The organism is Bartonella sp. HY406 (genome assembly GCF_025449315.1).
Classification (GTDB): Bacteria; Pseudomonadota; Alphaproteobacteria; order Rhizobiales; family Rhizobiaceae; genus HY038.
This window is the reverse complement of the sequence record NZ_CP104893.1, coordinates 45022-70907: the sequence shown is the minus strand read 5'-3', so window position 1 is coordinate 70907 and position 25886 is coordinate 45022. Positions and strand designations below refer to the sequence as shown.

Annotated in this window: 21 protein-coding genes and 1 tRNA gene; 17 read left to right on the top strand and 5 right to left on the bottom strand. The window is 41.2% G+C overall.

Annotated features, from left to right (window positions below; all coding sequences use genetic code 11):
• Nucleotides 1-12 precede the first annotated feature (12 nt).
• From N6B01_RS00270 to N6B01_RS00240, 7 genes are all read left to right on the top strand, one after another.
• Entirely contained in the window at nt 13-1497 is a 1485-nt protein-coding gene (locus tag N6B01_RS00270; protein WP_262079356.1) for a sugar ABC transporter ATP-binding protein, read from the top strand.
• Nucleotides 1490-2485 carry an ABC transporter permease gene (locus tag N6B01_RS00265; protein ID WP_262079354.1) on the top strand — a complete coding sequence of 332 codons (996 nt, stop codon included), beginning with the start codon at nt 1490-1492 and terminating at the stop codon, nt 2483-2485. Before N6B01_RS00270 ends, N6B01_RS00265 begins: the two co-directional genes overlap by 8 nt.
• Nucleotides 2482-3540, top strand: coding sequence for an ABC transporter permease (locus N6B01_RS00260; RefSeq protein WP_262079353.1), 1059 nt, complete (start codon nt 2482-2484; stop codon nt 3538-3540). Before N6B01_RS00265 ends, N6B01_RS00260 begins: the two co-directional genes overlap by 4 nt.
• 74 nt (nt 3541-3614) lie before the next feature.
• A complete protein-coding gene (locus N6B01_RS00255; protein WP_262079351.1) occupies nt 3615-4055 on the top strand; it encodes an RbsD/FucU family protein in 441 nt (146 codons plus the stop codon).
• A gap of 105 nt (nt 4056-4160) precedes the next feature.
• Nucleotides 4161-5144: a sugar phosphate isomerase/epimerase family protein gene (locus N6B01_RS00250; protein ID WP_262079349.1), complete on the top strand. Its 984-nt coding sequence runs from the start codon at nt 4161-4163 to the stop codon at nt 5142-5144.
• Between the two features lie 255 nt (nt 5145-5399).
• Entirely contained in the window at nt 5400-6272 is an 873-nt protein-coding gene (locus N6B01_RS00245) for a MurR/RpiR family transcriptional regulator (protein WP_262079348.1), read from the top strand.
• Nucleotides 6269-7147, top strand: coding sequence for a ribokinase (locus N6B01_RS00240; RefSeq protein WP_262079347.1), 879 nt, complete (start codon nt 6269-6271; stop codon nt 7145-7147). The genes N6B01_RS00245 and N6B01_RS00240 overlap by 4 nt, the downstream gene beginning before the upstream one ends.
• 280 nt (nt 7148-7427) lie before the next feature.
• Here the strand turns inward: N6B01_RS00240 and N6B01_RS00235 are convergent, their stop codons facing one another.
• Both N6B01_RS00235 and N6B01_RS00230 read right to left on the bottom strand, forming a co-directional pair.
• Nucleotides 7428-7799 (bottom strand): hypothetical protein, encoded by a 372-nt coding sequence (locus N6B01_RS00235; RefSeq protein ID WP_262079346.1) that lies wholly within the window; start codon nt 7797-7799, stop codon nt 7428-7430.
• A 336-nt stretch (nt 7800-8135) separates the two neighbouring features.
• Nucleotides 8136-8786: an ArsR/SmtB family transcription factor gene (locus tag N6B01_RS00230; protein WP_262079345.1), complete on the bottom strand. Its 651-nt coding sequence runs from the start codon at nt 8784-8786 to the stop codon at nt 8136-8138.
• 180 nt (nt 8787-8966) lie between these two features.
• On the opposite strand from N6B01_RS00230, the gene N6B01_RS00225 reads away from it, so the two are divergent.
• The 10 genes from N6B01_RS00225 to N6B01_RS00180 all read left to right on the top strand — a co-directional run bounded on the left by N6B01_RS00225 (nt 8967) and on the right by N6B01_RS00180 (nt 23834).
• Complete coding sequence (locus tag N6B01_RS00225; protein WP_262079344.1) at nt 8967-9467, top strand: DUF2938 domain-containing protein; 501 nt, start codon at nt 8967-8969, stop codon at nt 9465-9467.
• Nucleotides 9468-9659: 192 nt separating this feature from the next.
• Nucleotides 9660-10514 carry an ImuA family protein gene (locus N6B01_RS00220; protein ID WP_262079343.1) on the top strand — a complete coding sequence of 285 codons (855 nt, stop codon included), beginning with the start codon at nt 9660-9662 and terminating at the stop codon, nt 10512-10514.
• The gene (locus N6B01_RS00215; protein ID WP_262079341.1) at nt 10414-11982 is read left to right on the top strand and encodes a Y-family DNA polymerase; all 1569 of its coding nucleotides are present in this window, start codon (nt 10414-10416) and stop codon (nt 11980-11982) included. The genes N6B01_RS00220 and N6B01_RS00215 overlap by 101 nt, the downstream gene beginning before the upstream one ends.
• A gap of 19 nt (nt 11983-12001) precedes the next feature.
• Entirely contained in the window at nt 12002-15262 is a 3261-nt protein-coding gene (locus N6B01_RS00210) for an error-prone DNA polymerase (protein WP_262079339.1), read from the top strand.
• Between the two features lie 310 nt (nt 15263-15572).
• Nucleotides 15573-16964, top strand: coding sequence for a histidine-type phosphatase (locus N6B01_RS00205; protein WP_262079338.1), 1392 nt, complete (start codon nt 15573-15575; stop codon nt 16962-16964).
• Between the two features lie 396 nt (nt 16965-17360).
• Nucleotides 17361-18596 (top strand): porin, encoded by a 1236-nt coding sequence (locus tag N6B01_RS00200; RefSeq protein ID WP_262079337.1) that lies wholly within the window; start codon nt 17361-17363, stop codon nt 18594-18596.
• Between the two features lie 206 nt (nt 18597-18802).
• A complete protein-coding gene (locus tag N6B01_RS00195; RefSeq protein ID WP_262080680.1) occupies nt 18803-20638 on the top strand; it encodes an ABC transporter permease in 1836 nt (611 codons plus the stop codon).
• A complete protein-coding gene (locus tag N6B01_RS00190; protein ID WP_262079336.1) occupies nt 20638-21744 on the top strand; it encodes an ABC transporter ATP-binding protein in 1107 nt (368 codons plus the stop codon). Before N6B01_RS00195 ends, N6B01_RS00190 begins: the two co-directional genes overlap by 1 nt.
• A gap of 81 nt (nt 21745-21825) precedes the next feature.
• Nucleotides 21826-22971, top strand: coding sequence for an ABC transporter substrate-binding protein (locus N6B01_RS00185; RefSeq protein WP_410007269.1), 1146 nt, complete (start codon nt 21826-21828; stop codon nt 22969-22971).
• 224 nt (nt 22972-23195) lie between these two features.
• Nucleotides 23196-23834, top strand: coding sequence for a dual specificity protein phosphatase family protein (locus tag N6B01_RS00180; RefSeq protein WP_262079333.1), 639 nt, complete (start codon nt 23196-23198; stop codon nt 23832-23834).
• Between the two features lie 90 nt (nt 23835-23924).
• Here N6B01_RS00180 and N6B01_RS00175 read toward each other — a convergent pair whose 3' ends face one another.
• From N6B01_RS00175 to N6B01_RS00165, 3 genes are all read right to left on the bottom strand, one after another.
• Complete coding sequence (locus N6B01_RS00175; RefSeq protein ID WP_262079332.1) at nt 23925-24341, bottom strand: hypothetical protein; 417 nt, start codon at nt 24339-24341, stop codon at nt 23925-23927.
• Nucleotides 24342-24389: 48 nt separating this feature from the next.
• Nucleotides 24390-25406: a zinc-binding alcohol dehydrogenase family protein gene (locus N6B01_RS00170; RefSeq protein ID WP_262079330.1), complete on the bottom strand. Its 1017-nt coding sequence runs from the start codon at nt 25404-25406 to the stop codon at nt 24390-24392.
• A 316-nt stretch (nt 25407-25722) separates the two neighbouring features.
• Nucleotides 25723-25799 (bottom strand) — tRNA-Arg (locus N6B01_RS00165).
• Nucleotides 25800-25886 lie beyond the last annotated feature (87 nt).

Sequence of the window (25886 nt, the reverse complement as noted above, 5' to 3'; positions counted from 1 at the left end):
AGGGAGATAGTGATGGTGAATTTTCTTGAGTTGCAAAATCTAAGCAAAACATTTGGCGGGGTTAAAGCGCTTTCAAATGTCGATTTTGATCTTGCAAAAGGTGAGATCCATAGCTTGGTTGGGGGTAATGGATCTGGAAAATCTACAATGATCAAGATTATTTCAGGTGTGCAATCTCCCGATTATGGCAGCCGACTGATTATTGAAGGAAAGGAGTATTCTCATTTAACTACTGTTGAAAGTAGTAATTTGGGAATACAGGTTATCTATCAAGATTTATCGCTATTTCCCAATCTTACTGTTGCAGAAAACATCGCCATTGGTCAGCATCGTGGTAAATTACATACGATAAGCTGGTCTAAAATTAGGCAAACAGCGTTAGCGGCAATAAAGAATATTAATGCTGACCTTGACCTTGATGAATTGGTGATCGAACTACCTATTGCCAAACGCCAATTGGTCGCCATATGCAGAGCTATTGCCGCCGATGCAAAATTGCTGATTATGGATGAACCAACCGCGTCCTTGACTCGTCATGAGGTCGATGCACTTTTAGCCTTAACCGTCGAGTTAAAAAATCGCGGCATCAGCATTGTCTTTGTTAGTCATCGTTTTGATGAAGTACTCGAAATAGCCGATCGTGTCACGGTTGTACGTGATGGCGTAAAGCTTGGTACTTATGATGCCAAGGATATGACTGAAAATCAGCTTGTTTATCTCATGTCCGGCAAGGAATTCCATTACGAGACGGCTGAACGCGCTATTGATCGAGCAAAGCCGATTTTAAAGGTCAACGAACTTAGCCGTAGCCATGAATATGATGATATTAATTTAAGCCTATATAAAGGTGAAATCCTCGGCATTACCGGTCTATTAGGTTCTGGTCGCACCGAGTTGGCCTTATCTTTATTTGGCATGAATAAGCCTGACAAGGGTACAATCGAAATTGAGGGAAAAGCGGTAAGATTTTCTTCCAATACCCAAGCAATACATAATGGCATTGCTTATGTTCCTGAAGATCGATTAAACCTATCGCTTAATCTTGACCAACCGATTAGTACCAATATTGTTGTTACTGTCCTTAATGCGATTAAAAGCAAATTTGGCATTATTAAAAAAAGCACCTGCAATGACATTGCCCGTCAATGGATCGGTGATCTTAAAATAAAGGTAGCTGATCCAGAGCTTGCGGTACAAACCTTGTCGGGCGGCAATCAACAACGCGTTGTCATTGCAAAATGGCTGGCAACCAACCCTAAAATTTTGATCCTTGACAGCCCAACGGTTGGCGTTGACTTCCATGGCAAGGATGGAATTTATAATGTTATTAAAAACTTAGCTTCAAGTGGATTATCTGTGATCCTCATTTCAGATGAAATATCAGAGGTTCTTTACCATAGCGACCGCATTTTGGTGATGCATGATGGAAAAATCACCGCAGAATATTTATCCCACCAGACCAGTGAAGCTGAGCTAAAGGAGGCCGTTTATGTTTGATCGACTTTGGAAATTACGTAAAAGTCAAGAATTTTGGCTCGCCATTGTAATCATAATATTTGTGGTCGTATTGTCGATATTAAGGCCAAATTTTACCAGTCTACAAAATATAATGGATCTTTTAAGTTCGTTTTCCTATATGGGCATATTGGTTGCCGCATTGCTAGTAGTTCTCATCGCTGGTGGGATCGATATTTCTTTTGCCGCTGTTGCGACCGTTGCGCAATATGTTGCTTTAACCATCGCCAATAATTATGGCATTGGCTGGCTTGGCGTTACACTAATCGCATGCGCTGTGGGTTTAAGCCTTGGTGTCATCAATGGGATTCTTGTTAGCACTTTGCGTATTCCAAGCATTATCGTGACTATTGCAACCCAAAGTGTCATATTTGGTCTACTCTTAACCATCACCAAAGGGCAAGATATATTTATGCTGCCTGAATGGTTTACTAACGGTGTTGACCTTGTTTTCTATACTGATAATGACGGTATGGAATATGCTATCAACTTACAAATAATTGCATTGGTGTTAACTCTCGCAGTTACATGGATATTATTAAATAAAACTAATATTGGTCGGCAAATTTATGCTTTTGGAAGTAATCCAGATGCTGCACAGCGTGTTGGCTTTAACGTCTTTCGTCTTAATCTTTTTGTCTATGGCTATATGGGATTTGCTGCGGGTATTGCCTCTCTTGTTCTTGCTCAATATACCCAATCAGTTTCGCCAACCGCATTGGTTGGAAAAGAACTTGATGTCATAGCCGCCGCATTTTTAGGCGGGGCAAGCGTGACAGGCGGCGCAGGTACCGTTGGCGGCGCAGTGCTTGGCATTGCCCTTATCGCAATTATGGAAAACGGTTTGACCTTGCTTGGCGTATCCTCTTATTGGTCACAATTTTTCACAGGCTTAGTCATTATTGCTGCGGTGATTAGTATGGCACGCGATGCCCGCCGGCGTTGGCGCGAAGCTCCAGGAGTTGCATGATGAAAGCCAAATCTTCAATTTTTCAAATCTTTAATAACAATAATACGCGCCTTTGCACATTATTATTGGCATTGATCCTTGTCCTTGGACTTTTTATTGGCGATCGTCTATTTTCTGAAGATGGCTTGCGCTCAATGGCTCTTCAGCTTCCAGAACTTGGTCTTTTATCGCTTGCAATGATGGTGCCACTGCTTTCTGGTGGCATCAATTTATCTATTATTGCAACGGCTAATTTATCAGCCCTCACCATTGCTTATGTCCTAACACTTATGCCGATAGATGCCAGTAATTCGGTTGTTATTTTTTGGCAACTAGGGGCAGTAGCGACGGGGTTTATAGTTGCGGTGATTATCGGCTTATTAAATGGCATATTAATCGGCTATTTGCGAGTTTCGCCCATTTTGGCAACATTAGCAACCATGACACTTGTCAAAGGGCTTGCCGTTGGATTAAGCCATGGCACTGTCATATCAGGCTTCCCATCGGGAATTGTTTTTATTGGCAACGGATCGGTCTTTGGAATTCCAATGCCGTTGGCTTTATTCATCGTAACTGCAATTCCAATGGCTATATTGCTTGGCTTCACACCACTAGGCATTAAAATTGCTTTATTCGGCTCTAATGAACGGGCGGTGCGGTTCTCTGGCATCAATACCCGAAAAGTTGTTGTCCAAATCTATGTCATCAGTTCAATTTTAGCTTTTTTAGCAGGGTTATTAATGATGGCGCGCTTTAACTCAGCCAATGCATCCTATGGAGAAAGTTATCTCTTGGTCACTATATTGGCCTGCGTTCTTGGCGGTGTACATCCCTTAGGTGGATTTGGCAAAGTAAGCGGCGTTGTTTTGGCACTTATCATCTTGCAAATTATCTCTACTGCTTGCGTCGTACTTAGTGTTAGCCAATTCCTCACCTTTGCAATTTGGGGAGGGATTCTTATTGCAGCCAGCATGTATGAGGCGGCTTCACTACGAGAATTTTTTTACTATCTATGGCGATCAAACTCAATAAAGCCGCCAATGCCAGTATCTTCTAGTGATAATACTACCCATTAGCTTACTTGACGCAATAAATTCATTTTTACAAAAATGCCTTCAGTTAAACATGGCAATGAAAGAGTGAGAAACAAATGTTAAAAGGTTTAGATGTTGCTCTCAGTGCAGAGCTATTAAATGTATTGATGGCAATGGGGCATGGTGACGAGATTGTCATTTGTGATGCCAATTACCCCTCTACAAGCATGGCAAAATATACAACCCATGGCAAAATTATCAATATGGCCGGTTGCGAACTGCCAAGGGCTGTTGAAGCCATTCTTTCGGTCATGCCATTAGATACCTTTGTTGACGTACCAATTTTTAGAATGGAAGTGGTGGGCGAAGCAGAAAAAATTATGCCTATCCATACCACCATTCAAGCGGTTATAGATAAGGCGGAAGGGAAAGCAATCAAGATTGGCTCGCTGGAAAGGTTTGAGTTTTACGAAGCATCAAAGAAAGCTTTTGCAATTGTGCGCACTTCAGACCTTAGTCCATATGGCTGCTTCATCTTGAAGATGGGGGTAATTTAGGCTTTTTCAAAAATTACGCTACACTTAAAAAAGTGTAGCATATTTGCTTAACCGTACTTCACAACATTACTAAATTTTGTAAATATTTAATTCTGGAGATTTACTATGTCCCTCACTCGTTTTGCAACCCGCCTTAACTCTTTTGCTTCCGCGCCTCATCTTGCATGGCCAGACCAAACAAGCAAGCCAACCCTTATGCAAATGGTTGAGCGAGCGTCCAAGGCCAATGGTCTCACCGATGTAGATTTAAACTATCCCGATCATGTCCTTGATGATCCAGCAACAGTGCGTCAGCGCATTAATGATCTTGGCTTAAATATTAGCGGGCTTGCTATGCGCTATTATACAAATCCAAGCTTCAAAATGGGTGCATTTACCAATCCTAACAAGGATGTAAGGCGCGCAGCGATTGATCTAACCAAGCGTGGTATTGATGCGGCGCGGGCGATGGATGCCAATATGATGACTCTTTGGCTAGGACAAGATGGCTTTGATTATAATTTCCAACTAGATTATGGGCAAGTTTGGGATTGGGAAATTGAAGGTATTCGCGAGGTTGCAGAACATGACCCTGAATGTTTGATCAGCATCGAATATAAACCAGATGAGCCAAGAGCACAGGCCCTATTGCGAGATGCTGCAACAACTTTACTTGCCATCCAAAATGTTGGCGCGCCCAATCTAGGCGTGACTGTTGACTTTGCCCACTCGCTTTATTGCGGCGAACAACCCGCATTTGCGGCATCCCTAATCCACCGTTTCAGCCGTTTATTAGGTGTGCACCTTAATGATGGTTACGCCAAACGCGATGATGGTTTAATGGTAGGGGCTGTGCATATGCGTTCAACCCTTGAACTTTTACGGCAAATTCGCAATGATGGTTATAATGGTGTTCTTTACTTTGACACATTTCCCGATGCAAGCGGTCTTGACCCTGTAGCCGAATGCGAAGCAAATATTGCAACAGTAACGCGATTACTTACCATTGCCGATCAGCTAAACGCCGATAATCGCCTTGGAGAAGCTATTGCACAGCAAGATGCGGTGAGTGCTATGCGCATTGTTAATGAAGCATTGATTGGCGCATAGAGCAATTTTTGCAAAAGCAATATTAGAGCATTTTTAAAAAGTCATTTTACACTTTTGATAAAAATGCTCTAATATTAGAAATATTGAAATATGTTATCAAAAATTTCGATCTCAAGTGAGAGGTTAAGCCCAATTACACACATAAATTTTATGATCCATATGCCTATTTTTATACCTATTTATAATGGTAAGATTACCCAATTGATTTAAATTGCAATCTATAATTTTTAACATTCATTTGAGAAAGCAACGTCGATGAAATTTAACAAAAACTTCAAAGCCGTCGGGCCTCATATTCGAATGATGATGCCGCTCCTTACCCCTCTTGAAACAAGAGTGGTTGAAACGGTTTTTTCGCTTAGAAGATTTGACGATGAAACGCCGCTTAAAGAACTTTCTGAAGAAGCGGGCGTATCCGAAGCTATGGTGGTTAAAATTGCAAAAAAGCTAGGCTTCTCCGGCTATAGGGATTTTCGCAGTGCCGTTAGCGAATATAACCGCTTGCCTACTGCCGAAATGCATCAAGAACTTTCGCCCGAAGATACATCACAGCAAATCGTCCAAAAAGTCTTTCGCACCTCTATTCAAGCTTTAGAAGAAACCTTGGCGATTATTGACATTGAAGCTTTTGATCGCGCTGCAGATCTCATTTATAATGCACGGCAACGTGATTTTTATGGTGCAGGCGGATCAGCCCAAATTGCGCGTGATGTCGCGCATAAATTTCTTCGTATCGGGGTTAGATCCAGCGTTTATGATGACTCTCACATTATGTTGATGTCGGCATCGCTACTTGGGCATGAGGATATCGCCATCGGTTTTTCTCATTCAGGCAATACAGTTGCCGTCATCGAGGCATTGCAATTGGCACGCCGCAATGGTGCACGCACAATTGCTATTACCAATTATAAATCCTCCCCACTTGCCCAACAAGCCGATGTGGTTTTATGTTCCACAGCACAAGGCTCACCATTAATGGGCGAAAATGCTGCGGCTCGCATTGCGCAGCTCAATATTCTCGATGCTATTTTCGTAGCTGTCGCACAACGTGACTATGATGCCGCCGAACGTGGTCTTAACAAGACCAGAACTGCGGTAGCCTCCAAGCGCAAGGATAAATTCATATGACCATCACCCCTGCCGTTGTTGTATTTGGTAGTATTCACTACGACATCATTGTTAAAAGCCCAGATCGCCCAAAAAAAGGTGAAACCGTTGCTGGTACGGCATGGCACCCTAAATGTGGCGGGAAAGGCGGCAATCAAGCTGTGTCGGCGGCAAATCATGGCGTAAAATCCGTCATGATCGGCGTGGTAGCATCAGACACATTTGGACAGGTTTTAAAAGATAATTTCAATCATCATGGCGTTGACACCCGTTGGCTGCGCACTATTGAAGGTGACGGCTCTGGCATGAGTGTTGCCATATTCGATGCAGAAGGCGATTATGGTGCAGTTATTGTTTCGGGTAGTAATCTTGCCTTATGTGAAGACGACGTAATCGCAGCCCAAGACGTATTTTGTAACGGTTCAATTCTTGTATTACAAAATGAAATACAAGACACAGCAAATGTTCATGCGGCGCAAGCCATGCACAAGGCTGGGGGAACAGTTATTTTAAATGCAGCACCAGCGCGCCCTTTATCTTCACAACTCGCAAAACTTATTGATATTTTGGTTGTCAACACAGTTGAAGCCGAAGCATTAGCCAAGTGTGCACCAATCAACTCGCTTACAGCTGCGCTGAAAGCCGCAAAAATTTTGGTTAAAGATTATCCCAATATTGTTGTTACCGCTGGTGGCGATGGCGTTGCATTTGCCTGCCAAAACGGTGAGACAGGGCAAATTCCAGCCCAAAAGGTTAAACTTGTGAGCACTCATGGTGCAGGCGATAAATTTATTGGGGTACTTGCAGCAGAGCTATTCAAAGGCGCTTCACTCGCGGAAGCCATCAGCGTGGGAAACAGTGCTGCGGCGCTTCACGTAAGCCAAGCCGAAAAATAGCCTATATCGTATTATAGTTGCTAAATGGGAGGATAAATGAAAAGTAATTGTCCTCATGCGAGGGAACATAACCTGCTTTTAAGTTCACTTATCTAAGGTATCCTATAAGCTAACAAGCTTAAAGACTAAACTTTTTCACCCCATATGGGATGTTTTAAAAGGAACGATTTTGATAAGTTATCACAAATAAAATCTTAATCCACCTATTACAAAAAAGTGCTTAGTTTACATACAATATTTTCTCAAAAATATTCGTTACTGAGGATAATTTTACAATTATTCATCTAAAATAAATTTCAGTATAATTAAATTTTCCATAATATAACCCTTTTAAAAATTCACAAAATGAACCAAGCCTGACAATATGATCCCAAACATCAAAAGAATAAAAATTTCCAAATTTATCCGTTAAAAGGCCTGAAGGAACTATATATTCACCTATAGGAGTTATTTCTAAAAGACCATTATCAGTAAACCGCTGATAATCAGGTTTCTCAAATGCTATTGAACCACCTAAATCAAATTCAGCTAATAACGTTTTATGTCTAGAATGGCACCATTCTTTGAACAGTCCATCAAATTGACGTGCAAAATTCACTGCAAAATCTGAAATTATACAGCCATCTTTAATAAGGCTAGACATTTTTTTCAATATCGACATTTCTTGTTGGAAACCAGCCCATTTCAAGTAAAGAATTTAACTCATTTTGCGAAAGATTATATTTAAAACCTTTTATAATCTCTATCATTTATTTTGTTTACTCCTATTTGGGCTTTACCGCTTTAGAGTCAAACTCCATTAATTTGCACGAAATAGTCCAGTCCCTAGTGATTGACTATTTATAAAACTCACTTTTGTATAATTTACTACTAGTTTTGAAATCTTGACTCTTTTTGCTTTATCTACCATAAAAACTTTATCCGTGATTTGATCACCAAATCATTAATTGCACTTAACAAGAAACATTCAATAATTTTATGAAAGATTTTATCCTATGGGTAAGCCTGCTGCTTTCCATTCGGGAAATCCAGCAGCTAAACGCTTCGCCTTATATCCCTTAGAATTGAGCATACGCACTGCCTCAGTCGATAAAACACAATAAGGCCCACGACAATAAGCGACAATATAACTCTTAAGCGGTAATTCTGATAAGCGTTGTCCTAGTTCAGCCGTTGGAATATTGATTGCGCCAACCAAATGGCCGCTTGCATATTCTTCATGTGAGCGCACATCCAAAACCACGATGCTTTGATCATGCATATCCGCCAATAATTGTTCAATCGAAACAGCTTCTAACTTAGAAAGTTTACTGATACTATCATTGATAACTTGCTGCATAGCCACTTGCTGGAACTCAACATAATCACGTAGAGACAATAAAAGGCCAATTATTGGTCCCTCGCCTAAACGGTAATGAATATTTTTACCCTCGCGGCGCGTTTCAACAAAACCAGCTCGACGCAAATGTTGTAAATGCTGCGATGTATTGGCAATCGACAAATGGCAAAGCTCTGCCAAAACCTCAACGGAACGTTCTGCTTGAGCAATATGGTTCAATAAACTTAAGCGATGGCTATGCCCTAAAGTTTTTGCAATATCAGCCATTTTTTCCATATATACAAGCTCAATTTGTGTCATGATGAGTTCTTCATTTAAACAATAAAAATAATTATATGAATTCTTGTTTGCCTCTGTCACACAATTTTTGAAAAACCAAACAATACACCTTTAGCACCCTATATAATATTTTATTGACATTGTCATTACCATAAATTAATCATTCAATATATTGATTGAATGATTAAGGGGACAATATTTATGAATGACTTTGATTTATTTTTTTCAATCATAATTATTGGCATCGGAGCAACATTGATTATGGATTTATGGGCATTATTTTTACAAAAAATATTTGCCATTTCATCTCTTGATTATCGTTTAGTTGGCCGCTTAATTGGCCATATGCGCCACGGCCAATTAAGCCACAATAATATTTTTAAAAGCCAGCCGATCGCGGGTGAAAAAATATTAGGATGGTTTTCTCATTATCTTATAGGCATTATTTTTGCAGCAATTTTCATCTATTTTACTGGTAAAAACTGGCTACAACACCCAAGCCTTTGGCCTGCTTTAGTCATGGGCTTGATAAGTACAGTCATGCCTTTTTTTATCATGCAACCAGCATTTGGTTTTGGCTTTGCAGCCAATAAAACCCCGCAACCTTTTATAGCTCGTGTTAAAAGTTTAAATGCGCATTTATCATTTGGCTTAGGTCTTTATATTGCAGCTTTAATATTTCTACCTTTATATCTACATTAAAAATATCAAACAGATAATCCCGCTAAATAGAAAAATGAAATATGGTTTTTTAATTACTATATCATAGATTTAACTCTTAATTTTTCTGATGCACTCATTACCATAAAATGGCCATCACATTTGCATTCTTGACTCTTTTTGCTTTATCCAGCATAAAGAACAAAACAAGAACATATTAAATGTGAGTCGAGCATGGATCAAGCTAATTTAAACAAATTGCGTCAGCAAATTGCCAAAATGGAAGGCCGTCCAGCTGCGCACATTTTATCAAATAATCAAATAGACCATTTTCATAAAGCTGATACAAATTATAATCATCAAAGCCTAAATAATGTTGAATTTAGCCATTTTTGCTTAGGTTTAAGTGAAGCAGATGAGATTATAAAGCCAATTTTGCGTGGATCATTACATGAAATTGTCCCTGCCCCATCGCATTGGCAAGCCGCTTATGGTTTTGTGTTAGCTTTAATTTTACGTGCCAATAAGGGTCAAAGCTTACAACCGCTTATCTGGATTGAAGATGATGGCATTTTGTTTGAATATGGTGGTTTAAATCCCTATGGCATTATTGCTATGGGGCTTGATCCTTCGCAATTAATCCTTATCCGCTGCGCCCATTTAACCGATGTTTTAAAAGCTGGTGATGACGCATTACAATTAAAAAATATTAGCGGTGTTGTTTTAAGCCTATCGGATAGTTGCAAAGCGTTGGATTTTACCACCAGTCGCCGTTTGCATCTTGCCAGTGAAAAAAACAATATTCCAGCTTTCATGCTCATGGCCAAAAACGCCCCCAAAACCAGCAGTGCTTTTACACGTTGGCGCATAGCAAGTGGCCAATCAATCTCATCGGGTGCAATGGCACCCGGTGCGCCTTTTTTTGATGTTGAACTTATTCGTAACCGCTCTGGCGGCATTGGCCATTGGTCTATGGAATGGAACTTTCATGACAAAACCTTTAGTGAACCGACTTTATCTCGCCCTTTATTTTCCATACCTACCAACCAATCGCATCATGCGTTCAAGGCAAAAAAACACGCCAGTTAAAAGTGAAAACAATGCCTTGGCTTTAATTAGCCGTCAGGCATCGGGACTGGTTATCACTGCTATCAACCGGCAGGCAGCAGCAAAAGGACTTTATATTGGCCAAAGCATGAGCGAAGCTAAAGCCATTTTTCCAGAATTTGAAGTACAAATGAGCGAGCCGCATAAGGATAGTGCTTGTTTAAAATGGCTAGCTGAAGCTGCTGAGCGTTTTACGCCGCTTATCGCCTATAATCTTCCCTTTGGTTTAATGCTTGATATTACCGGTTGCGATCATCTTTTTGGTGGCGCAAAAACTATGCTTGATAGGGTTATAGAATTTTATCAAAATTTGGGGTTTGAAACCAAAGCCGCTATCACGACGACACCCCATGCGGCACGTATTTTTGCGCGTTTTGGCAAGGGTGGAATTGTTGAAAAGCAAAATTTAGCTCCTACACTTGATACAATGCCACTTAAAGCCTTAGAGCTTGAGGGGGCAATTTATCATGGCTTAACCAAGGCTGGCTTTAAAACCATTGGTGCAATACGCAATTTAAAGCCTGCTGCATTAAATGCCCGGTTTGGCGCAGTACCAGTTACTAAATTACAATTACTCTATGGGCAGAAACATCATCCCATTTCACCAATTACGCCTAAACCTTTATACTATAAAATTGGTCGCCTTAATGATCCAGTGATGAACGAAGATCAGATGATTGTCGTATTAGAACCTCTAGCACAAGATTTTTGTAAAAAATTGCGTGATTGCGGTGAAGGTGCAAAACTTATCCATATTGCATTTTTTAGAGTTGATGGCGCACGGCAAATCATTGCCATTGAAACAAGTAAGCCCTTAAACGAAGCGGCGCAATTAATGCGGCTGATTAAAGAGCGTCTTACATCTTTGACAACGCCACTAGATATTGGTTATGGTTTTGATGCTTTTGCTTTTGCAGCTCTTGAATGTGAAAAAATTGTTGCAGTGGAGCAAAATCTATTTGTAAAATCCCAAGATAATAGTGAAATTACTAGCTTTATTGATAGGCTTTCCACCCGTTTAGGGCATGATCGGGTTTTACGCCTTGAGCTTCACCAAAGCCATATCCCCGAAAAAGCCTTTGCATGGCAACCCGCGCTTTATGCCGGCAAGGTAAAAACAGATCATTTTGATGAGGCGATGTTTTTTGCTCAAAATCAAGAGGCCGCAGAACGCCCCTGCCGCATTTTTGTGCCGCCGCAACCGATTGATGTGGTGGCTGCCGTTCCCGACAGCCCACCTGCCTCTTTTCGTTGGCGACGTGTTTTACACCGTATCCGCCTTGCTGAAGGGCCAGAGCGTATTGGTGCAGAATGGTGGAAAAATTCTGCACCCACCCGCGATTATTATCGGGTGGAAGATGAAATTGGCCGGCGTTTTTGGATTTTTCGCTATGGACTTTACAGCGAAAAAGCTTCGCCAAAATGGTTTTTGCATGGCCTATTTGCTTAAAAATTCAAGGTAGCCCAAAATGGTTGCAATTTTTGAAATGGTAACACGCAGCAATTATTCATTTTTGCAAGGCGCATCCCACCCCCATGAGCTGATTGAGGAAGCCGCGAAGCTTGGATATAGCGGCATTGGCCTTGCCGATATTAATAGTCTTGCCGGCATTATTCGTGGCTTAACCGCAGCCCGTAAAATACAGCAAGAAAATCCAGATTTTCGCTATTTGGTCGGCTGCCGCTTACAATTTACCGATAATATGCCTGATTTAATTGTTTATCCGCGTGACCGTGCAGCCTATGGCCAGCTTTGCCGCCTATTAAGCGAAGGAAAAATGCGCTCACAAATCAAAGGGCAGTGCCATATTAGCTGGGCAGATTTTTGCTTTCGCGCGCGGTTTTTCCAAATTATTACAATTGCACCAGCAACCATTCCCACTATTAAAGAGATTGAAACTTTAAAAAGCCAATTATTGCAAATTGTCAATGCTGCACCAAGGCAAGTTTGGCTTGCTCTTGATATGGCCTATATGGGCAGCGATCAAAGGCGCGCAGCCAAATTACTGACCCTTAGCCAGCAGGTAAATATTCCGCTCATTGCCACGACAGATATTCTTTATCATCGTAGCGAGCGCAGACCATTGCAAGATGTTCTTACTGCAATTTGCTTACATACAAGTCTTGATGAAGCTGGCTATCAGCTTGCTAAAAATGCTGAAAGACATATGAAGCCGATAATCGAATTGCAGCGAATTTACCGCAATTATGCCGATAGTCTTTTAGCGCAACAAGACTTTGTTACTCCCATTCACTTTTCACTTGATGAAATTTCCTATAGCTATCCTGATGAGCCAGTGCCACAAGGCAAGGATCCGCAAAACTATTTAAGCGATCTTACTTGGCAAGGCGCAAATGAGCGTTATAAAAATGCAATTCCAGATAAAATCACTGCCATCATTCGAAAAGAACTCACTTTAATTGATGAACTTAATTACGCACCTTATTTTTTAACTGTTTATGATATTGTTTCTTTTGCAAAAGAACAGGGCATTTTATGCCAAGGGCGCGGATCGGCCGCCAATTCTGCCATCTGCTATTGCCTTGGTATCACCAATGTTAATCCCAATGAAATAGATCTCTTGTTTGAGCGTTTTATTTCAAAAGCACGCGATGAACCGCCCGATATTGATGTTGATTTTGAGCATGAGCGGCGTGAAGAAGTGATGCAATATATTTACCGCCGTTATGGTTTAGAAAAAGCAGCCATAGTTGCAACTGTCATCAGCTATCGCGCACGAAGTGCAATTAGAGACGTGTGTAAGGTTCTAAGCCTTGGCGAAGATATATCCAATGCTATTGCCGGTACGATATGGGGATCTCACGGCGGAGAGGCCAAAGGCGAGCATATACAAAAAGCTGGTCTTGATCCTGATAATCCGCGTATTTACCTTGCCTTGCAACTTGTTGGTGAGTTGATTGGATTTCCGCGCCATTTATCGCAGCATGTTGGTGGCTTTGTTTTATCTCGTGAACGCCTTGATGAAATTGTACCCATTGGCCCTGCCGCTATGGAAAATCGCACTTTTATTGAATGGGATAAGGATGATATTGACGAAATTAAATTGATGAAAGTAGATGTTTTGTCGCTTGGTATGCTAACTATGATCCGTAAGGCTTTTTTATCGTTAAAACAATTTTATCACATCAATCATGGTCTTTATACTTTACCAGCAAATGATGAACAAACATATGCCATGCTACAAAAAGGCGACTCTATCGGCGTCTTTCAGGTAGAAAGCCGCGCGCAAATAAATATGTTGCCGCGCCTTAGGCCACAAAATTTTTATGATTTGGTTATTCAAGTTGCCATCGTCCGACCTGGTCCCATTCAGGGTGACATGGTGCATCCTTATTTACGCCGCCGCAATGGGCAAGAGCAAGTTTCCTTCCCCTCCCCCGATCCAGCTTTTGGCCCAAAGGACGAATTAAAACAAGTATTAAATAAAACTCTTGGGGTTCCGCTTTTTCAAGAGCAGGCAATGCGTATTGCTATTGATGCGGCAGGATTTTCCCCTGATGAAGCCAATGATTTACGCCGCGCCATGGCAACCTTTCGCCGCACGGGTAAATTAAGCAGTCTTGGCGGCAAGATGATTGGCGGCATGGTAAAGCGTGGCTATGATATTGGTTTTGCACAAAACTGCTTTAAACAAATTGAAGGCTTTGGCGAATATGGCTTTCCCGAAAGTCATGCAGCAAGCTTTGCCCATCTTGTTTACGTTTCGGCATTTTTAAAATGCCATTATCCTGATGTCTTTGCCTGCGCTTTATTAAATTCGCAGCCGATGGGATTTTATGCACCTGCGCAAATTATCCGCGATGCAAGAGAGCATGATGTGATAATTAAGCCGATTGATATCAATCTTTCCTTTTGGGATAATCATTTGGAAAAAAAGGACATAAAACAATCCCAGCAATGTTTTTTCCCCGTGCGTTTAGGCTTTCGGCAAATTAACGGATTTTCACGACATTGGGCAGAGATTATTGCAAAAAACCGGCAAGAAAACGGTGACTTTCATTCCATTGAAGAAATACATCACCGTCTTGCTCTACCACGGCGCGCCTATAATCTTTTAGCCGATGCCGATTGTTTCCGCTCGCTCAATCTTGATCGACGTGAAAGCCTATGGGCAACGCGGCGCTTACCCGATGATGAAACCTTGCCGCTGTTTAAACAAGTAAATGCTCAAGATATTGGCATGGAAGAAAAAACAATATTGCCAGTGATGGAACTAAGTGAACAAGTGATTGCCGATTATGAAACCACACGCCTATCGCTAAAAGCCCATCCGGTTAGTTTTTTGCGAGCCAATTTGGCAAAAAGGCAAGTTATTGATTGTGTAAGCGCTACACAAAATTGCAACCATGGTACAAGAGTTAAAATTTGCGGCATTGTAACCGTGCGGCAAAGACCTGGCAGCGCAAAAGGCGTGGTATTTTTAACCATTGAGGACGAAAGCGGCATTGCCAATATCGTGGTGTGGACAAAAGTTTTGGCGCAATTTCGCCGCGAGGTAATGAGTGCAAAATTAATCGAGGTGCATGGTTATGTTGAGCGTGATGCGTCATCAGGCGTGGTGCATGTGGTGGCGAAGAAAATTATTGACCAAACAAGTGAGCTGTTAAATCTTGCCCAAATGCCCGAGCGCTTCACTGATAATGATAATAATAGCGCACTCCATCCACGACAGGTGCGCATTTTGCCGAAATCTCGTGATTTCCATTAGTAAAATAGACGCGGTAAAGCTTCATCCCAGCAGTATCCACCGTTAAACTTAAGACAATTATCAATTGAACTTTGTTCAATTAAGTTTTGAGCAAGAAAAATAAGACTGTCACTTAACTGTAATCTTGATAGATTATTCAACACGCTGAGCTTTTATTGAAAATAGCTATTTTTAAAAAATTATGCCAATAGCAGTGTATAGTTTGAATGATGCACCTAAATTTTTTCATAAGTAAAAGCAAAGATTATAGCGGATTTAGAATAGTACTTCTTTTATTCATTACCAATTTTTAAATTCCTTTGGGGGCATCATGTCATCTGATATTTCAAAACCTGTTATTGAGATAAAATCATCCTTTGGTTTATCTAAATTGATGGTAAAAACGCTAGCAAGCGCAGCTATTATTGGTAGTCTCCTTGTATTATCGGCAATCAGCAACCAAGCTCATGCGCAATATGTTAGTGATGATATGCGCACTAAACTCGCCCCCAATTTTAAATTAGATAAGGTGGTGGTTTTAATGCGCCATGGCGTTAGGCCGCAAACCAACACCAAAAAGCTTGAAGAAAATACTGGCCGTCAATGGCCAAAATGGATTGTACCCGATGGCTTTTTAACTGGCCATGGCTATGCTGGCATTGTTCAGCAATCGCACTATATACTTGATACATGGCGAGCTGAAGGCTTGCCTATTGCCAATGGCTGCCCAACTTCTAAAGACTATTTTTTATGGGCAAGCCCAGTGCAAAGAACCGTTGCCACAGCGCAAGCAGTTGGGGATGGCATGTTTCCAGGTTGTGGTATTGCCCCGCAACATTTAGAGCTCGAAACAGATGATCCGCTTTTCCAAGCCGTTGATTTAGAGCTTGCCCAACCTGACCCTAAAATCGTTGAACAACAAGTCCTTGCTGCGATGGGTGGCTCACCAGAAGCGGCAGAAAAAAAATATGCTGATGATGTTGCCCGTTTAAGAGCCGCAGTATGCGGCGATAAAAGCGATGATTGTAAATTTCTTGATGAAAAATGGGGCTTTAAAAGTGAAAAGCCGGGCAAGTATAAATTAACTGGCCCGGTATCAGCTGGTAGCACCATTGCCGAGACGATCCGCCTACAATATAGCGAAGGCTTACCCTTGGAAAATGTTGCCTTTGGCAATGTTAAAAATTCTGACGATGTTGCCAAATTAATGGTTTTGCATGCCGCAAAATATGATCTCGTTAGCAATACGAAAGAAATTGCAACCCACGGTGGCCATGTTTTAATGGGGCAAATCTTAAATGCATTAGCGGCAGGGACTGCAGATCAAAAAACAAACACCTATGATCGCCTTAATGCACCTTTGGTGGTCTTTGTAGGCCATGATACCAATATATCACAAATCCAAACCATTGTGGATGCCAATTGGCATCTTGGTAATTATCCAGCCAATGACATTCCACCCGGCGGCATGCTTATTTTTAAGCGCTATTATGATGACGTCAATAAGGTCTATGCCATCAATGTTTCCTTCACGGCACGCTCGCTTGATCAATGGCGCAACTTGACTGAGCTTAATGGCGACAATGCTCCATTATCACAAGATTTTGGCAATGAGTCTTGTATAAAAGATAAAGAACAACAACTTTGCCGTCTTGATCAATTTATTGAACGTAACAATGCCCAAATCCAACAATTTGAACATAAAATTGATCTTTATAAGTAACAGTTAAATTTTGGCCAAACATAATCATAAAACTAAATTCGGACATTTTAAAAATACTTCAAAATGTCCGAATAGCCCAAAAATATTTAAGGCCTATAATATTAAAAATATTATTTTAATTTATATTTGTAAAAAAAATGTAATAATTTCGATCTATAAAGCAATTATGAGTATTTTTACCAATTAAAATAAATCTTTTAATTATTACCCAAGATTTAATATAATTTCAAAAAATACATACCGTAGAAAATATTACAACTTAATCATTATAAATTTGCTAAACCAAAATCGGCAATGATGTTATCCTCTAGCAAGGTTAACAAAGGATATTTATTGCTTATTTACAAATTGCAATTTTGTGATGCACCATGAACGCACTTTGTCAGGACCTAAAAGATGAAGCCTTTAAAGGCAATTTTGCCAGCCACTTTATTATCAATAGCTTTACTTCACAATGCACAAGCACAAGATGCTCCAACAGCTGAGCCGATTGATTATGTTCGTGTTTGCGATGCTTATGGCAAAGGCTATTATTATATTCCTGGCACTGAAACCTGTATGAAGATTTCTGGCTATGTCCGCCATGAAATTGCAGTTGGTGACGATGTGAGTGGAGAAACGGTCAGCAAAGCTTTTGGTGACCAGAATGACACATATCGCTCAAAAACCCGTGCTGAATTAAAATTTGAAACAAAATCCGATACCGAACTTGGAACGATGACCACCTTAATCAGCCTGCGCTCGGAATGGAAAGATGGTAAGGATGGTTCTGCTAGCCAATTACGGCGCGGTTATATTGATCTTGCGGGCGTGCGCATTGGCCTTACTGAAACCGCTTTTTATGAATGGACCGACGGTTATGGCGATGTTTTGACAGACGATGTCATCGGGCCAGCTAGCCATCGCACCAATGCGATTAGCTATACCTATGAAAATAAAAATGGTATTTCTGCGATTATTGCGCTTGAACAAGGCTATGGTAGTGAAAGCACTGGCTATCAATACAGAATGGATAATACTGGCAAACCATTTGTAAGCCATGCCTATGCGTTACGCCAACAAATTGACGACTATACCCCCCATATTGTGACGGGTTTAAAATATAGCCAAAAATGGGGTTCTATCGCTGGTGTTGCCGCCTATGATTCCTATTATCAAGAATGGGCGATGCGCGTGCGGCTAAATCTACAACTCACAGATAAAGCTTTTTTCTGGGCAATGGCGGCCTATAAAACTGCTGATGACTATTACAATGTTGATAAATCATTTGGTAGCAATGGCATAAAAACCTTTGCTGATGGTAGCCGTCGATTAGGCGTTTATCGCCAGATTAATAGCGCCTATGGCGATTGGGGCGGCGATTGGGCTGCTTGGATTGGTGGTACTTATGATATTTCCAAAAAGCTGTCATTTAATTATCAAGCCGCTTACGAAGATGCTGGTACTTTTGTCACCTCTGCCAATGTTAAAATTAAAATTACGTCTGGCCTCGTGCTAACACCTGAAATTGCCTATGCAAATTTCAATAATGATTATGGTTATAAAACCAATGATGGTCTTTATCGCGTCCAACAATCGCAAAAAGGACGCCATGCTGTTGCGGGTATCATCCGTCTCCAGCGCTCATTTTAATTCTTAGAATATAGGCTGTGAAAAATCCTGCACAATGGCACAATCCTTATTGCAATTTTTTCACGGCCTATAGCGGTTTATTCAATAACTTTGCAGCAATGGTACAAAATCAACTTGTAAAATTTGTGTTTCATTGGTGTTTTAGAGCAACCATTACTGGATAGGTTATGACAATCAAGCCCTTGGCATCCCCCATTGATAAGGATATGACCGGTTCCATAACGCCATCCCTTTCACCTCGCTCATCTTTACATTTTTGGCAACGCTTACGCTATCGCATCAAAATTGCTTTTCATGAACCAACAACGATTATCGGCATAATCTTAGCAATTATTTTTACTTATCTTATCGTATTGCCGATTATTTCTATTTTAATTGATGCAGTGACCGTTCAATTTGGTCATGAGCGCCGCCTTGGCCAAGATGCCGGCGCACTTACCGATTATTATATATTGCGGGTGCTTTTTTCACCAATATCAATTGATCTTTTCTGGCGGCCATTACTCAATACTTTAATGATTGCGGCTGTTGTTATTTTTTGGAGTGGGCTTTTAGGTGGCATTTTGGGCTGGCTCGTCAGCCGCACCGATATGTTTGGCCGTAAATGGTTTGCAACCGCGCTTATTATCCCCTATATGCTGCCCGAATGGACATTTGCGTTGGCATGGACCACAGTGTTTAAAAACCGCACGGTTGGAGGCCAACCCGGCTGGCTTGAAACCATTGGTCTTAGCCCGCCCGATTGGATTGCCTATGGTTTTGTACCAATTACCATCATCATGGTTTTGCATTATGTACCATTTGTGATCCTGCTTTTTGGCTCCGCCCTGCAACGCTTTGACTCACAATTGGAAGATTCTGCCCGTATTTTAGGGGCAAATCGTTTGCAAATAAGCTGGAAAATTATCATTCCATTAATGCGTCCAGCTTTACTCTCCTCCCTTGTTTTAATCTTTGCCAAATGCCTTGGCGAATTTGGTGTGCCTTATGTTTTAGGCCTACCAGTTAATTACCAAGTCTTATCCACCTCGCTCTTTCGCTCATTAGAATCTCGACAAACTGGCGTTGCCGGTGTTTTAGCTGCAGCAATTATGATACTTGGCATCATAACCTTGCTCATTGATGCGCGTTTAGTACGTGAAGCCCGCCGTTTTGTGACAATTGGCAGCAAGGGTTCAATGAATAGACCCAACCATCTTGGCCGTTGGCGTATAACTGCTACCGTCTTTGCCAGCTTTATTTTTGCCATTAGCGTTGCCTTGCCATTACTCGCGCTGATCCTGTCAACGGTGATGAAAATTCCGGGTAAATTTGCTCTTGATAATTTCACGCTTGATTTTTGGATTGGCCAAAATCTTGGTACGGTTGCCATGCAATCAGGTATTTTGTTAACTCATGAATTATGGGCAGCTTTTTATAATACCTTAAAAATTGTTGGCATCGCTTCAATTGTTTCAGGTCTATTAGGTTTAATTGTTGGCTATGTGGTTATTCGCACACCGTTACGAAGTTTGAGCTTTTATTTGCGGCAAGTTACCTTTTTACCCTATCTTGTACCCGGCGTTGCTTTTGCTGCGGCTTATCTTTCTCTCTTTGCCATTGCACGCGGTCCCATTCCTGCACTTTACGGAACGCTTACCATTTTGCTTTTGGCACTCATTGCCGATCAAATGCCCTATGCATCACGGGCCGGAATTGCTGCGATGAGCCAACTTGGCAAAGACCCCGAGGAAGCTGCCCAAATATCAGGTGCGGGTTGGTTGCGCCGTATGATAACAGTGATTATCCCCATACAAAAAAGCTCACTTGTCACTGGTATCCTCTTGCCATTTATTTCTGGCATTAAGAGCCTTAGCCTTTTTGTCATTTTGGCTGTGCCAAGTACCGATGTGCTAACCACGTTTTCACTGCGCCTTGTTGATTATAATTATACACAAGCCGCCAATGCCGTGGTGCTGATCATTGCTGCCATTGCCTATTTTTCAACCCTTGCCGCTCAAAAACTTACCAAAACAAATCTTGCAGAAGGATTAGGAAGCTAATGCCGACAATTAAACTTCAAAATGCGCAAAAATCCTATGCGAAAAATGGGCAAAAAGCCGTATCAAATCTTGATCTTGAAATTACCAATGGTGATTTCATGTGTCTGCTTGGGCCGTCAGGTTGCGGTAAAACCACGACGCTACGCATGATTGCTGGCCTTGAAAACCTATCTGATGGTGAATTACTGATTGATGATCGTGTCGTGGACAGCGTTCAAAAAGGTATTTTCATACCGCCGGAAAAGCGTGAAATGGGTTTGGTTTTTCAAAGCTATGCGCTTTGGCCGCATCTTACCATTGAACGCAATACCGATTTTGGCTTGCGCTTACGCAAGGTGCCAAAGCTTGAACGCGAAGCGCAAGTTGAGCGTGTCATGAAAGCCTTGGATATTGAACAATATCGCGACCGCTATCCATCCCAATTATCTGGCGGCCAACAACAGCGTGTTGCCCTTGCCCGCATGTTGGCGATAAATCCCGGCATATTGCTGCTTGATGAGCCACTTTCCAATCTTGATGCGCGTTTGCGTCTTGAAATGCGTGCAGAACTAAAACGCATTCATAATGCATTTAAAACAACAATTGTTTTTGTAACCCACGATCAATGGGAGGCAATGACTTTGGCAACCACCATTGCGGTTATGGATAAGGGAACATTGCAACAAATTGGCACGCCCGATGATATATATAACCGTCCCGCCAACCGCTTTGTTGCGGAATTTGTTGGCAACCCACCAATTAATATTATTAATTTAAGTGACGCCAATGATAAGCCTATCGCCCAAGATATTGGTCGCTATTTAGCGCAATATAGCCAAAACTCAAATAATATTGCAGCGCTTGGCTTTAGGCCGGAAGCAATAGAAATAGCCCAAAAGGACATAGCGCATAAAGAAAATGTTTTTAAGGCTGATATGATGGTGACGGGCATTTTGCCAACCGGCGGCAATTGGATTATTGAGTTAAACAAGGATGGTCACACGGTTTTTGCCTCCACCCATCAGCCACCCAATTATGAAACAGGCAGCAAGGTTGCCATTGCCATTCAAGCCAAAAACCAGCATGGCTTTGATCAAACTGGCTCAAGAGTCGCGCAATTGCAATAGTTGGATGATATAAATTCAATTAAATCTTTAAAATCAACGCTTGCTCAATAAGGTGAGATGACCGTGGTAAACAAACAAACTATGTTAAAAATTTCGGGCACTAAAATATCAACCAAACGCCAATCACCTTTAAAGATTTTGGCTGTTGTTTTTTTGAGCCTTATTGCGACTTCGGCTTTTGCGAAAAGCAATGATGCACTTACAGCGTTGCAAGAAGCTGCCAAGAATGAAGCGCCAATTGTCATTTATGACAGCACTGGCAAAATCATTGAAATGGCAAAAGGCTTTAGTCAAAAATATGGCCTTAAAGCGGAAGGTCGCAAAGTCAAAGCCACCGCCCAGCTTGAAATGCTCATCCGTGAAGCGCGCGCCAATAATATTCAAGGTGATGTGTCAATCATTAGTGATGCTCCTGCTGCCATGGCGCAGCTTATCCCACAAAAATTTGCAATGAGCTGGTTCCCACAAGATCTTGTCAATGATGTGCCAGAAAAATATCGCGATCCACTCACCATTGTAAATAGCCCCAATGTTTGGGTTTATAATACCACCCTTTATGATAAATGCCCGATTGATAATGTCTGGCAGCTGACTGAAAGTGAGTGGCGCGGCCGTGTTGCCATGCAAGATCCTTTGGGTAAAAGCGCTTATGTTGATTGGTTTAACCAATTAGAGAGCCATGGCGATGAAGCGATGCGTAAAGCCTATGAAGTACAATTTGGCAAAAAAATTCAAACCGATGAAAAAAGTGCAACAGCTGCATGGATCAAAGCTTTAGCACAAAATGGCCCTTTGCTCACAGATTCAGACTCTGCGGCGGCCGATGCGGTTGCAGCTTCAGGCCAAAAAGAGCCTTTTTTAGCACTGATCAGTACCGCTAAATTTCGCGACAATAAAGAAAAAGGCATGACCCTTGGTCTTTGCACTGGCCTTAAGCCGCATATGGGTTGGCTTTACCCAAGCATTGGTCTTATAGCCACCGGCACAAAAAGCCCCAATAGTGCAAAACTCTTCCTTCATTACGCACTAACAGCTGAGGGCATTGAGCCACAGGCTGTTGATGGAAAAATTTCCACCAATCAATCAGTTGCTTTACCAAAAAATGAACCATCGGGCATTGGTACCTATCGCAACCAGCTTTTTGATTATGATATGGCAACCAGTCTTGATGATTGGGATAGACGAGAGGATTGGCAAGATTTTTGGCGAATGAATTATAAACGCTAATTTTTTACTATTATTAAACTCTAATATAAATTTATACAGCTTAACATTTGAAAAAAATTATAATTGATCAAATAAAAAAAGAAGTGTAAAGTATTATACTTCCTTAATCCCCAAGCAAATGACGCTAATTAAAAAATTAATTTGGATTTTTACCAGTTTTTTATTAAAGAGACACTATTGAAATATTATTGGCTTTTAAAAAGCCAAGCTGGATTTGGAATATTATGATAAAAGCGCATCAGGTTGAAAAGGGAGATTTGGACTTACCTTATCTCAGCCTTATTTATCAAAACCTTGCTCCTTATGGCAAAGATCTTTATCTTTCTGGCAAAGAGGGGGCCGCCGATATCCATCTTCTAAAAAGCTTGGATATTACCACGGTTATTAATTGCGCGGTTAATCTTGATTTTAATTTTGTTACCGATAGTCAAGCCGACCGCACCACCCACCAGCGCGATTTTGGCCCAGCAGAAATACGCTATTATAAAATTGGCCTAATTGATGGCGCAGGAAATCCTGCCACGCAACTTATTGCCGGTTATTTTACAATTGAAGCTGCTTTTCAGCAAATTTTGCCACAAAAAATTACTTATCCATGCCGCAAGCGTGGCAATGTGCTGATTAATTGCCGTGGTGGACGTTCACGCTCGGTTATTATGATGGCATTGTTTTTGCATATTAATGCTGAAAATGAATTTCCAGATATTGATGATGCCATTGCTTTTGTTCGCGAAAAACGCGAGATTTCGCCTGATGAATGGTTTAAAGCACCAAAGCCAATTTTAGTTGAATCCGCCCGCTGGGCAGCACAATGGATTAAACAAATAAAGTCGCAGCCTATTCCAGAAATGGCAATAAAATAGTTTTGTTCAACGCTAAAAAAGCGGTGCATTTTACCATTTATTAAAATGCACCGTTAAGCTAAATATTCAACCTATAAAATACTAATTTATTTAGCTGATAAATCCGTTACAACGCTTACCCGTCCAAGGATTTGTGGGCTGCTTAGGGCTTTCAGCCCATGATCCCCATGCACCAGTAAATGTTGAAAAATCGCTACTAAATTCTAAAAATGCATAGCCAGTGCCATATTTATCGGCCCATTTTAAAGTTTCACGCTGTCCCACTGGCGGCGATATTTGCGTTAATTTGCCTTCCGTTACCATTTCACCATCACGATAACGCATAGAGCCCGTTAAACTACCCGTTGGCGATATTTCAAGCGTCATTTCAACATTGACCATATAGCCGTTGTGATAAACCTTACCGCAATAGCGCCCTTGCGGCCGCATATCTTGCGCATAAGCCAGTAAAGGGCTTATAAGCAAAGACAGCAACACAATGACAGAAAACAAGCTTTTACGGATCATATAACTTTATCATTTATTAGAGTTAAACCATTAGTGATGATGCAATTATTAAGAAAAATCGCTTAAAGTCAATTTACCAATATGTTGGCCAGATTCCATCAACCGATGGGCTTTCCTTAAATTTTCAGCATTAATTGGTGATAAACTATCAGTCGCGGTTGGTGTTAGCAACTTATCATCAATCATCTCTGCCACTTGCTTTAAAATATCACCTTGGCGACCAATATCACTTGTTTCAAACATTGATCGCGTAAACATCGATTCCCAATGCAATGAAACAGATTTGCCTTTAAATGGCACAATATCAAAGGTCTTAGGCCCATCAATCAAGCCAATGCGCCCCTGCGGCCCGATGATTTGGGCATATTGCGGTTGATAGCCTTCAGAATTAGCGGTTGAAAAAATAAAATCAACATGGTTAAGCCCTAGCTTTTGCAACTGCTCAATAAAAGGCTTGGTATAATCAATCACTTGATCGGCGCCCATTTTAAGCGCCCAGTCGTGAGATTGTTGGCGTGAGGCGGTGGCTATCACCAAGGCATCAGTTTTAAGCCGCGCTAATTGCAAAGCCATAGAGCCAACGCCGCCAGCCGCACCCACCATTAAAAAGGTATTTTTACCCTTATGCACCCCTTGATCGATCCGTAACCGGTCAAATAGCATTTCAAAGGCCGTTAAGGCGGTTAGCGGAATTGCCGCCGCCGCTGCAAAATCCAAAGTCTTTGGCTTTAAGGCAACAAGGCGATGATCTATCGCTTGATATTGGGCGTTAGAACCCTGGCGGTTTATTGCACCAGCATAATAAACAGCATCACCTAGTTTAAAGCCTCTCACCTCACTGCCAAGTTCGGTCACAATACCAGCTGCATCAAAACCTAAAATACGCGGTTGATCATCAAAGGGGCCTGAAGCAAGGCGCGTTTTATAATCAATAGGATTAACCGAAATTGCCTTGATTTCAACCAAGAGATCTTGCGCGCCAATTTTTGGCATAGCAACATCGACATCGATCAAAGATTGGGAATCGTCAATTGGTAGTGATTTATAATAACCGACAGCCTTCATTCTTTCCTCCAATAATACCCTATAATTCTATTAAGACTATAACCTAATATATAGCAGCAAAGGAATGGCAAATTTATGTGAAAAAAAATTTAGTGCATGAGACTTCGTTATGGGAAATTTTAGATAATTTATTGCTTTACCTTAAAGGAAAAAATTTCCATTGCTTATATAGCTGCAATTATCTTGGTGTCAGAGCAATCTATGAACAAAATCACTCAAAGTAAAAATACAAAGCCACATATTATGCAATCATAAAATGTTACGCACAATATATCATTATTAACTTTTTAAAAATTTGGAAATTTTAAGAGAAAAATGGCGCACCCGAAGAGATTCGAACTCCTGACCCCCAGATTCGTAGTCTGGTGCTCTATCCAGCTGAGCTACGGGTGCATGCCCTGGCAACGTCACTGCGTTGCGCTTGCCGGTGTCTAAAGGGTTCGTTGGATAATTGCAAGACCAAATTTCAAAAAAAATCAA

Excerpts from the sequence above, each read along its gene's own strand:
- N6B01_RS00240 (WP_262079347.1), top strand. The coding sequence starts at position 6,269 with ATGACCATCACCCCTGCCGTTGTTGTATTTGGTAGTATTCACTACGAC.
- N6B01_RS00215 (WP_262079341.1), top strand. The coding sequence starts at position 10,414 with ATGACAAAACCTTTAGTGAACCGACTTTATCTCGCCCTTTATTTTCCA.
- N6B01_RS00170 (WP_262079330.1), bottom strand. The coding sequence starts at position 25,406 with ATGAAGGCTGTCGGTTATTATAAATCACTACCAATTGACGATTCCCAA.
- N6B01_RS00190 (WP_262079336.1), top strand. The coding sequence starts at position 20,638 with ATGCCGACAATTAAACTTCAAAATGCGCAAAAATCCTATGCGAAAAAT.
- N6B01_RS00225 (WP_262079344.1), top strand. The coding sequence starts at position 8,967 with ATGAATGACTTTGATTTATTTTTTTCAATCATAATTATTGGCATCGGA.
- N6B01_RS00255 (WP_262079351.1), top strand. The coding sequence starts at position 3,615 with ATGTTAAAAGGTTTAGATGTTGCTCTCAGTGCAGAGCTATTAAATGTA.
- N6B01_RS00180 (WP_262079333.1), top strand. The coding sequence starts at position 23,196 with ATGATAAAAGCGCATCAGGTTGAAAAGGGAGATTTGGACTTACCTTAT.
- N6B01_RS00195 (WP_262080680.1), top strand. The coding sequence starts at position 18,803 with ATGACCGGTTCCATAACGCCATCCCTTTCACCTCGCTCATCTTTACAT.
- N6B01_RS00175 (WP_262079332.1), bottom strand. The coding sequence starts at position 24,341 with ATGATCCGTAAAAGCTTGTTTTCTGTCATTGTGTTGCTGTCTTTGCTT.
- N6B01_RS00245 (WP_262079348.1), top strand. The coding sequence starts at position 5,400 with ATGAAATTTAACAAAAACTTCAAAGCCGTCGGGCCTCATATTCGAATG.
- N6B01_RS00260 (WP_262079353.1), top strand. The coding sequence starts at position 2,482 with ATGATGAAAGCCAAATCTTCAATTTTTCAAATCTTTAATAACAATAAT.
- N6B01_RS00270 (WP_262079356.1), top strand. The coding sequence starts at position 13 with ATGGTGAATTTTCTTGAGTTGCAAAATCTAAGCAAAACATTTGGCGGG.
- N6B01_RS00210 (WP_262079339.1), top strand. The coding sequence starts at position 12,002 with ATGGTTGCAATTTTTGAAATGGTAACACGCAGCAATTATTCATTTTTG.
- N6B01_RS00220 (WP_262079343.1), top strand. The coding sequence starts at position 9,660 with ATGGATCAAGCTAATTTAAACAAATTGCGTCAGCAAATTGCCAAAATG.
- N6B01_RS00250 (WP_262079349.1), top strand. The coding sequence starts at position 4,161 with ATGTCCCTCACTCGTTTTGCAACCCGCCTTAACTCTTTTGCTTCCGCG.
- N6B01_RS00265 (WP_262079354.1), top strand. The coding sequence starts at position 1,490 with ATGTTTGATCGACTTTGGAAATTACGTAAAAGTCAAGAATTTTGGCTC.
- N6B01_RS00185 (WP_410007269.1), top strand. The coding sequence starts at position 21,826 with ATGTTAAAAATTTCGGGCACTAAAATATCAACCAAACGCCAATCACCT.
- N6B01_RS00230 (WP_262079345.1), bottom strand. The coding sequence starts at position 8,786 with ATGACACAAATTGAGCTTGTATATATGGAAAAAATGGCTGATATTGCA.
- N6B01_RS00200 (WP_262079337.1), top strand. The coding sequence starts at position 17,361 with ATGAAGCCTTTAAAGGCAATTTTGCCAGCCACTTTATTATCAATAGCT.
- N6B01_RS00205 (WP_262079338.1), top strand. The coding sequence starts at position 15,573 with ATGTCATCTGATATTTCAAAACCTGTTATTGAGATAAAATCATCCTTT.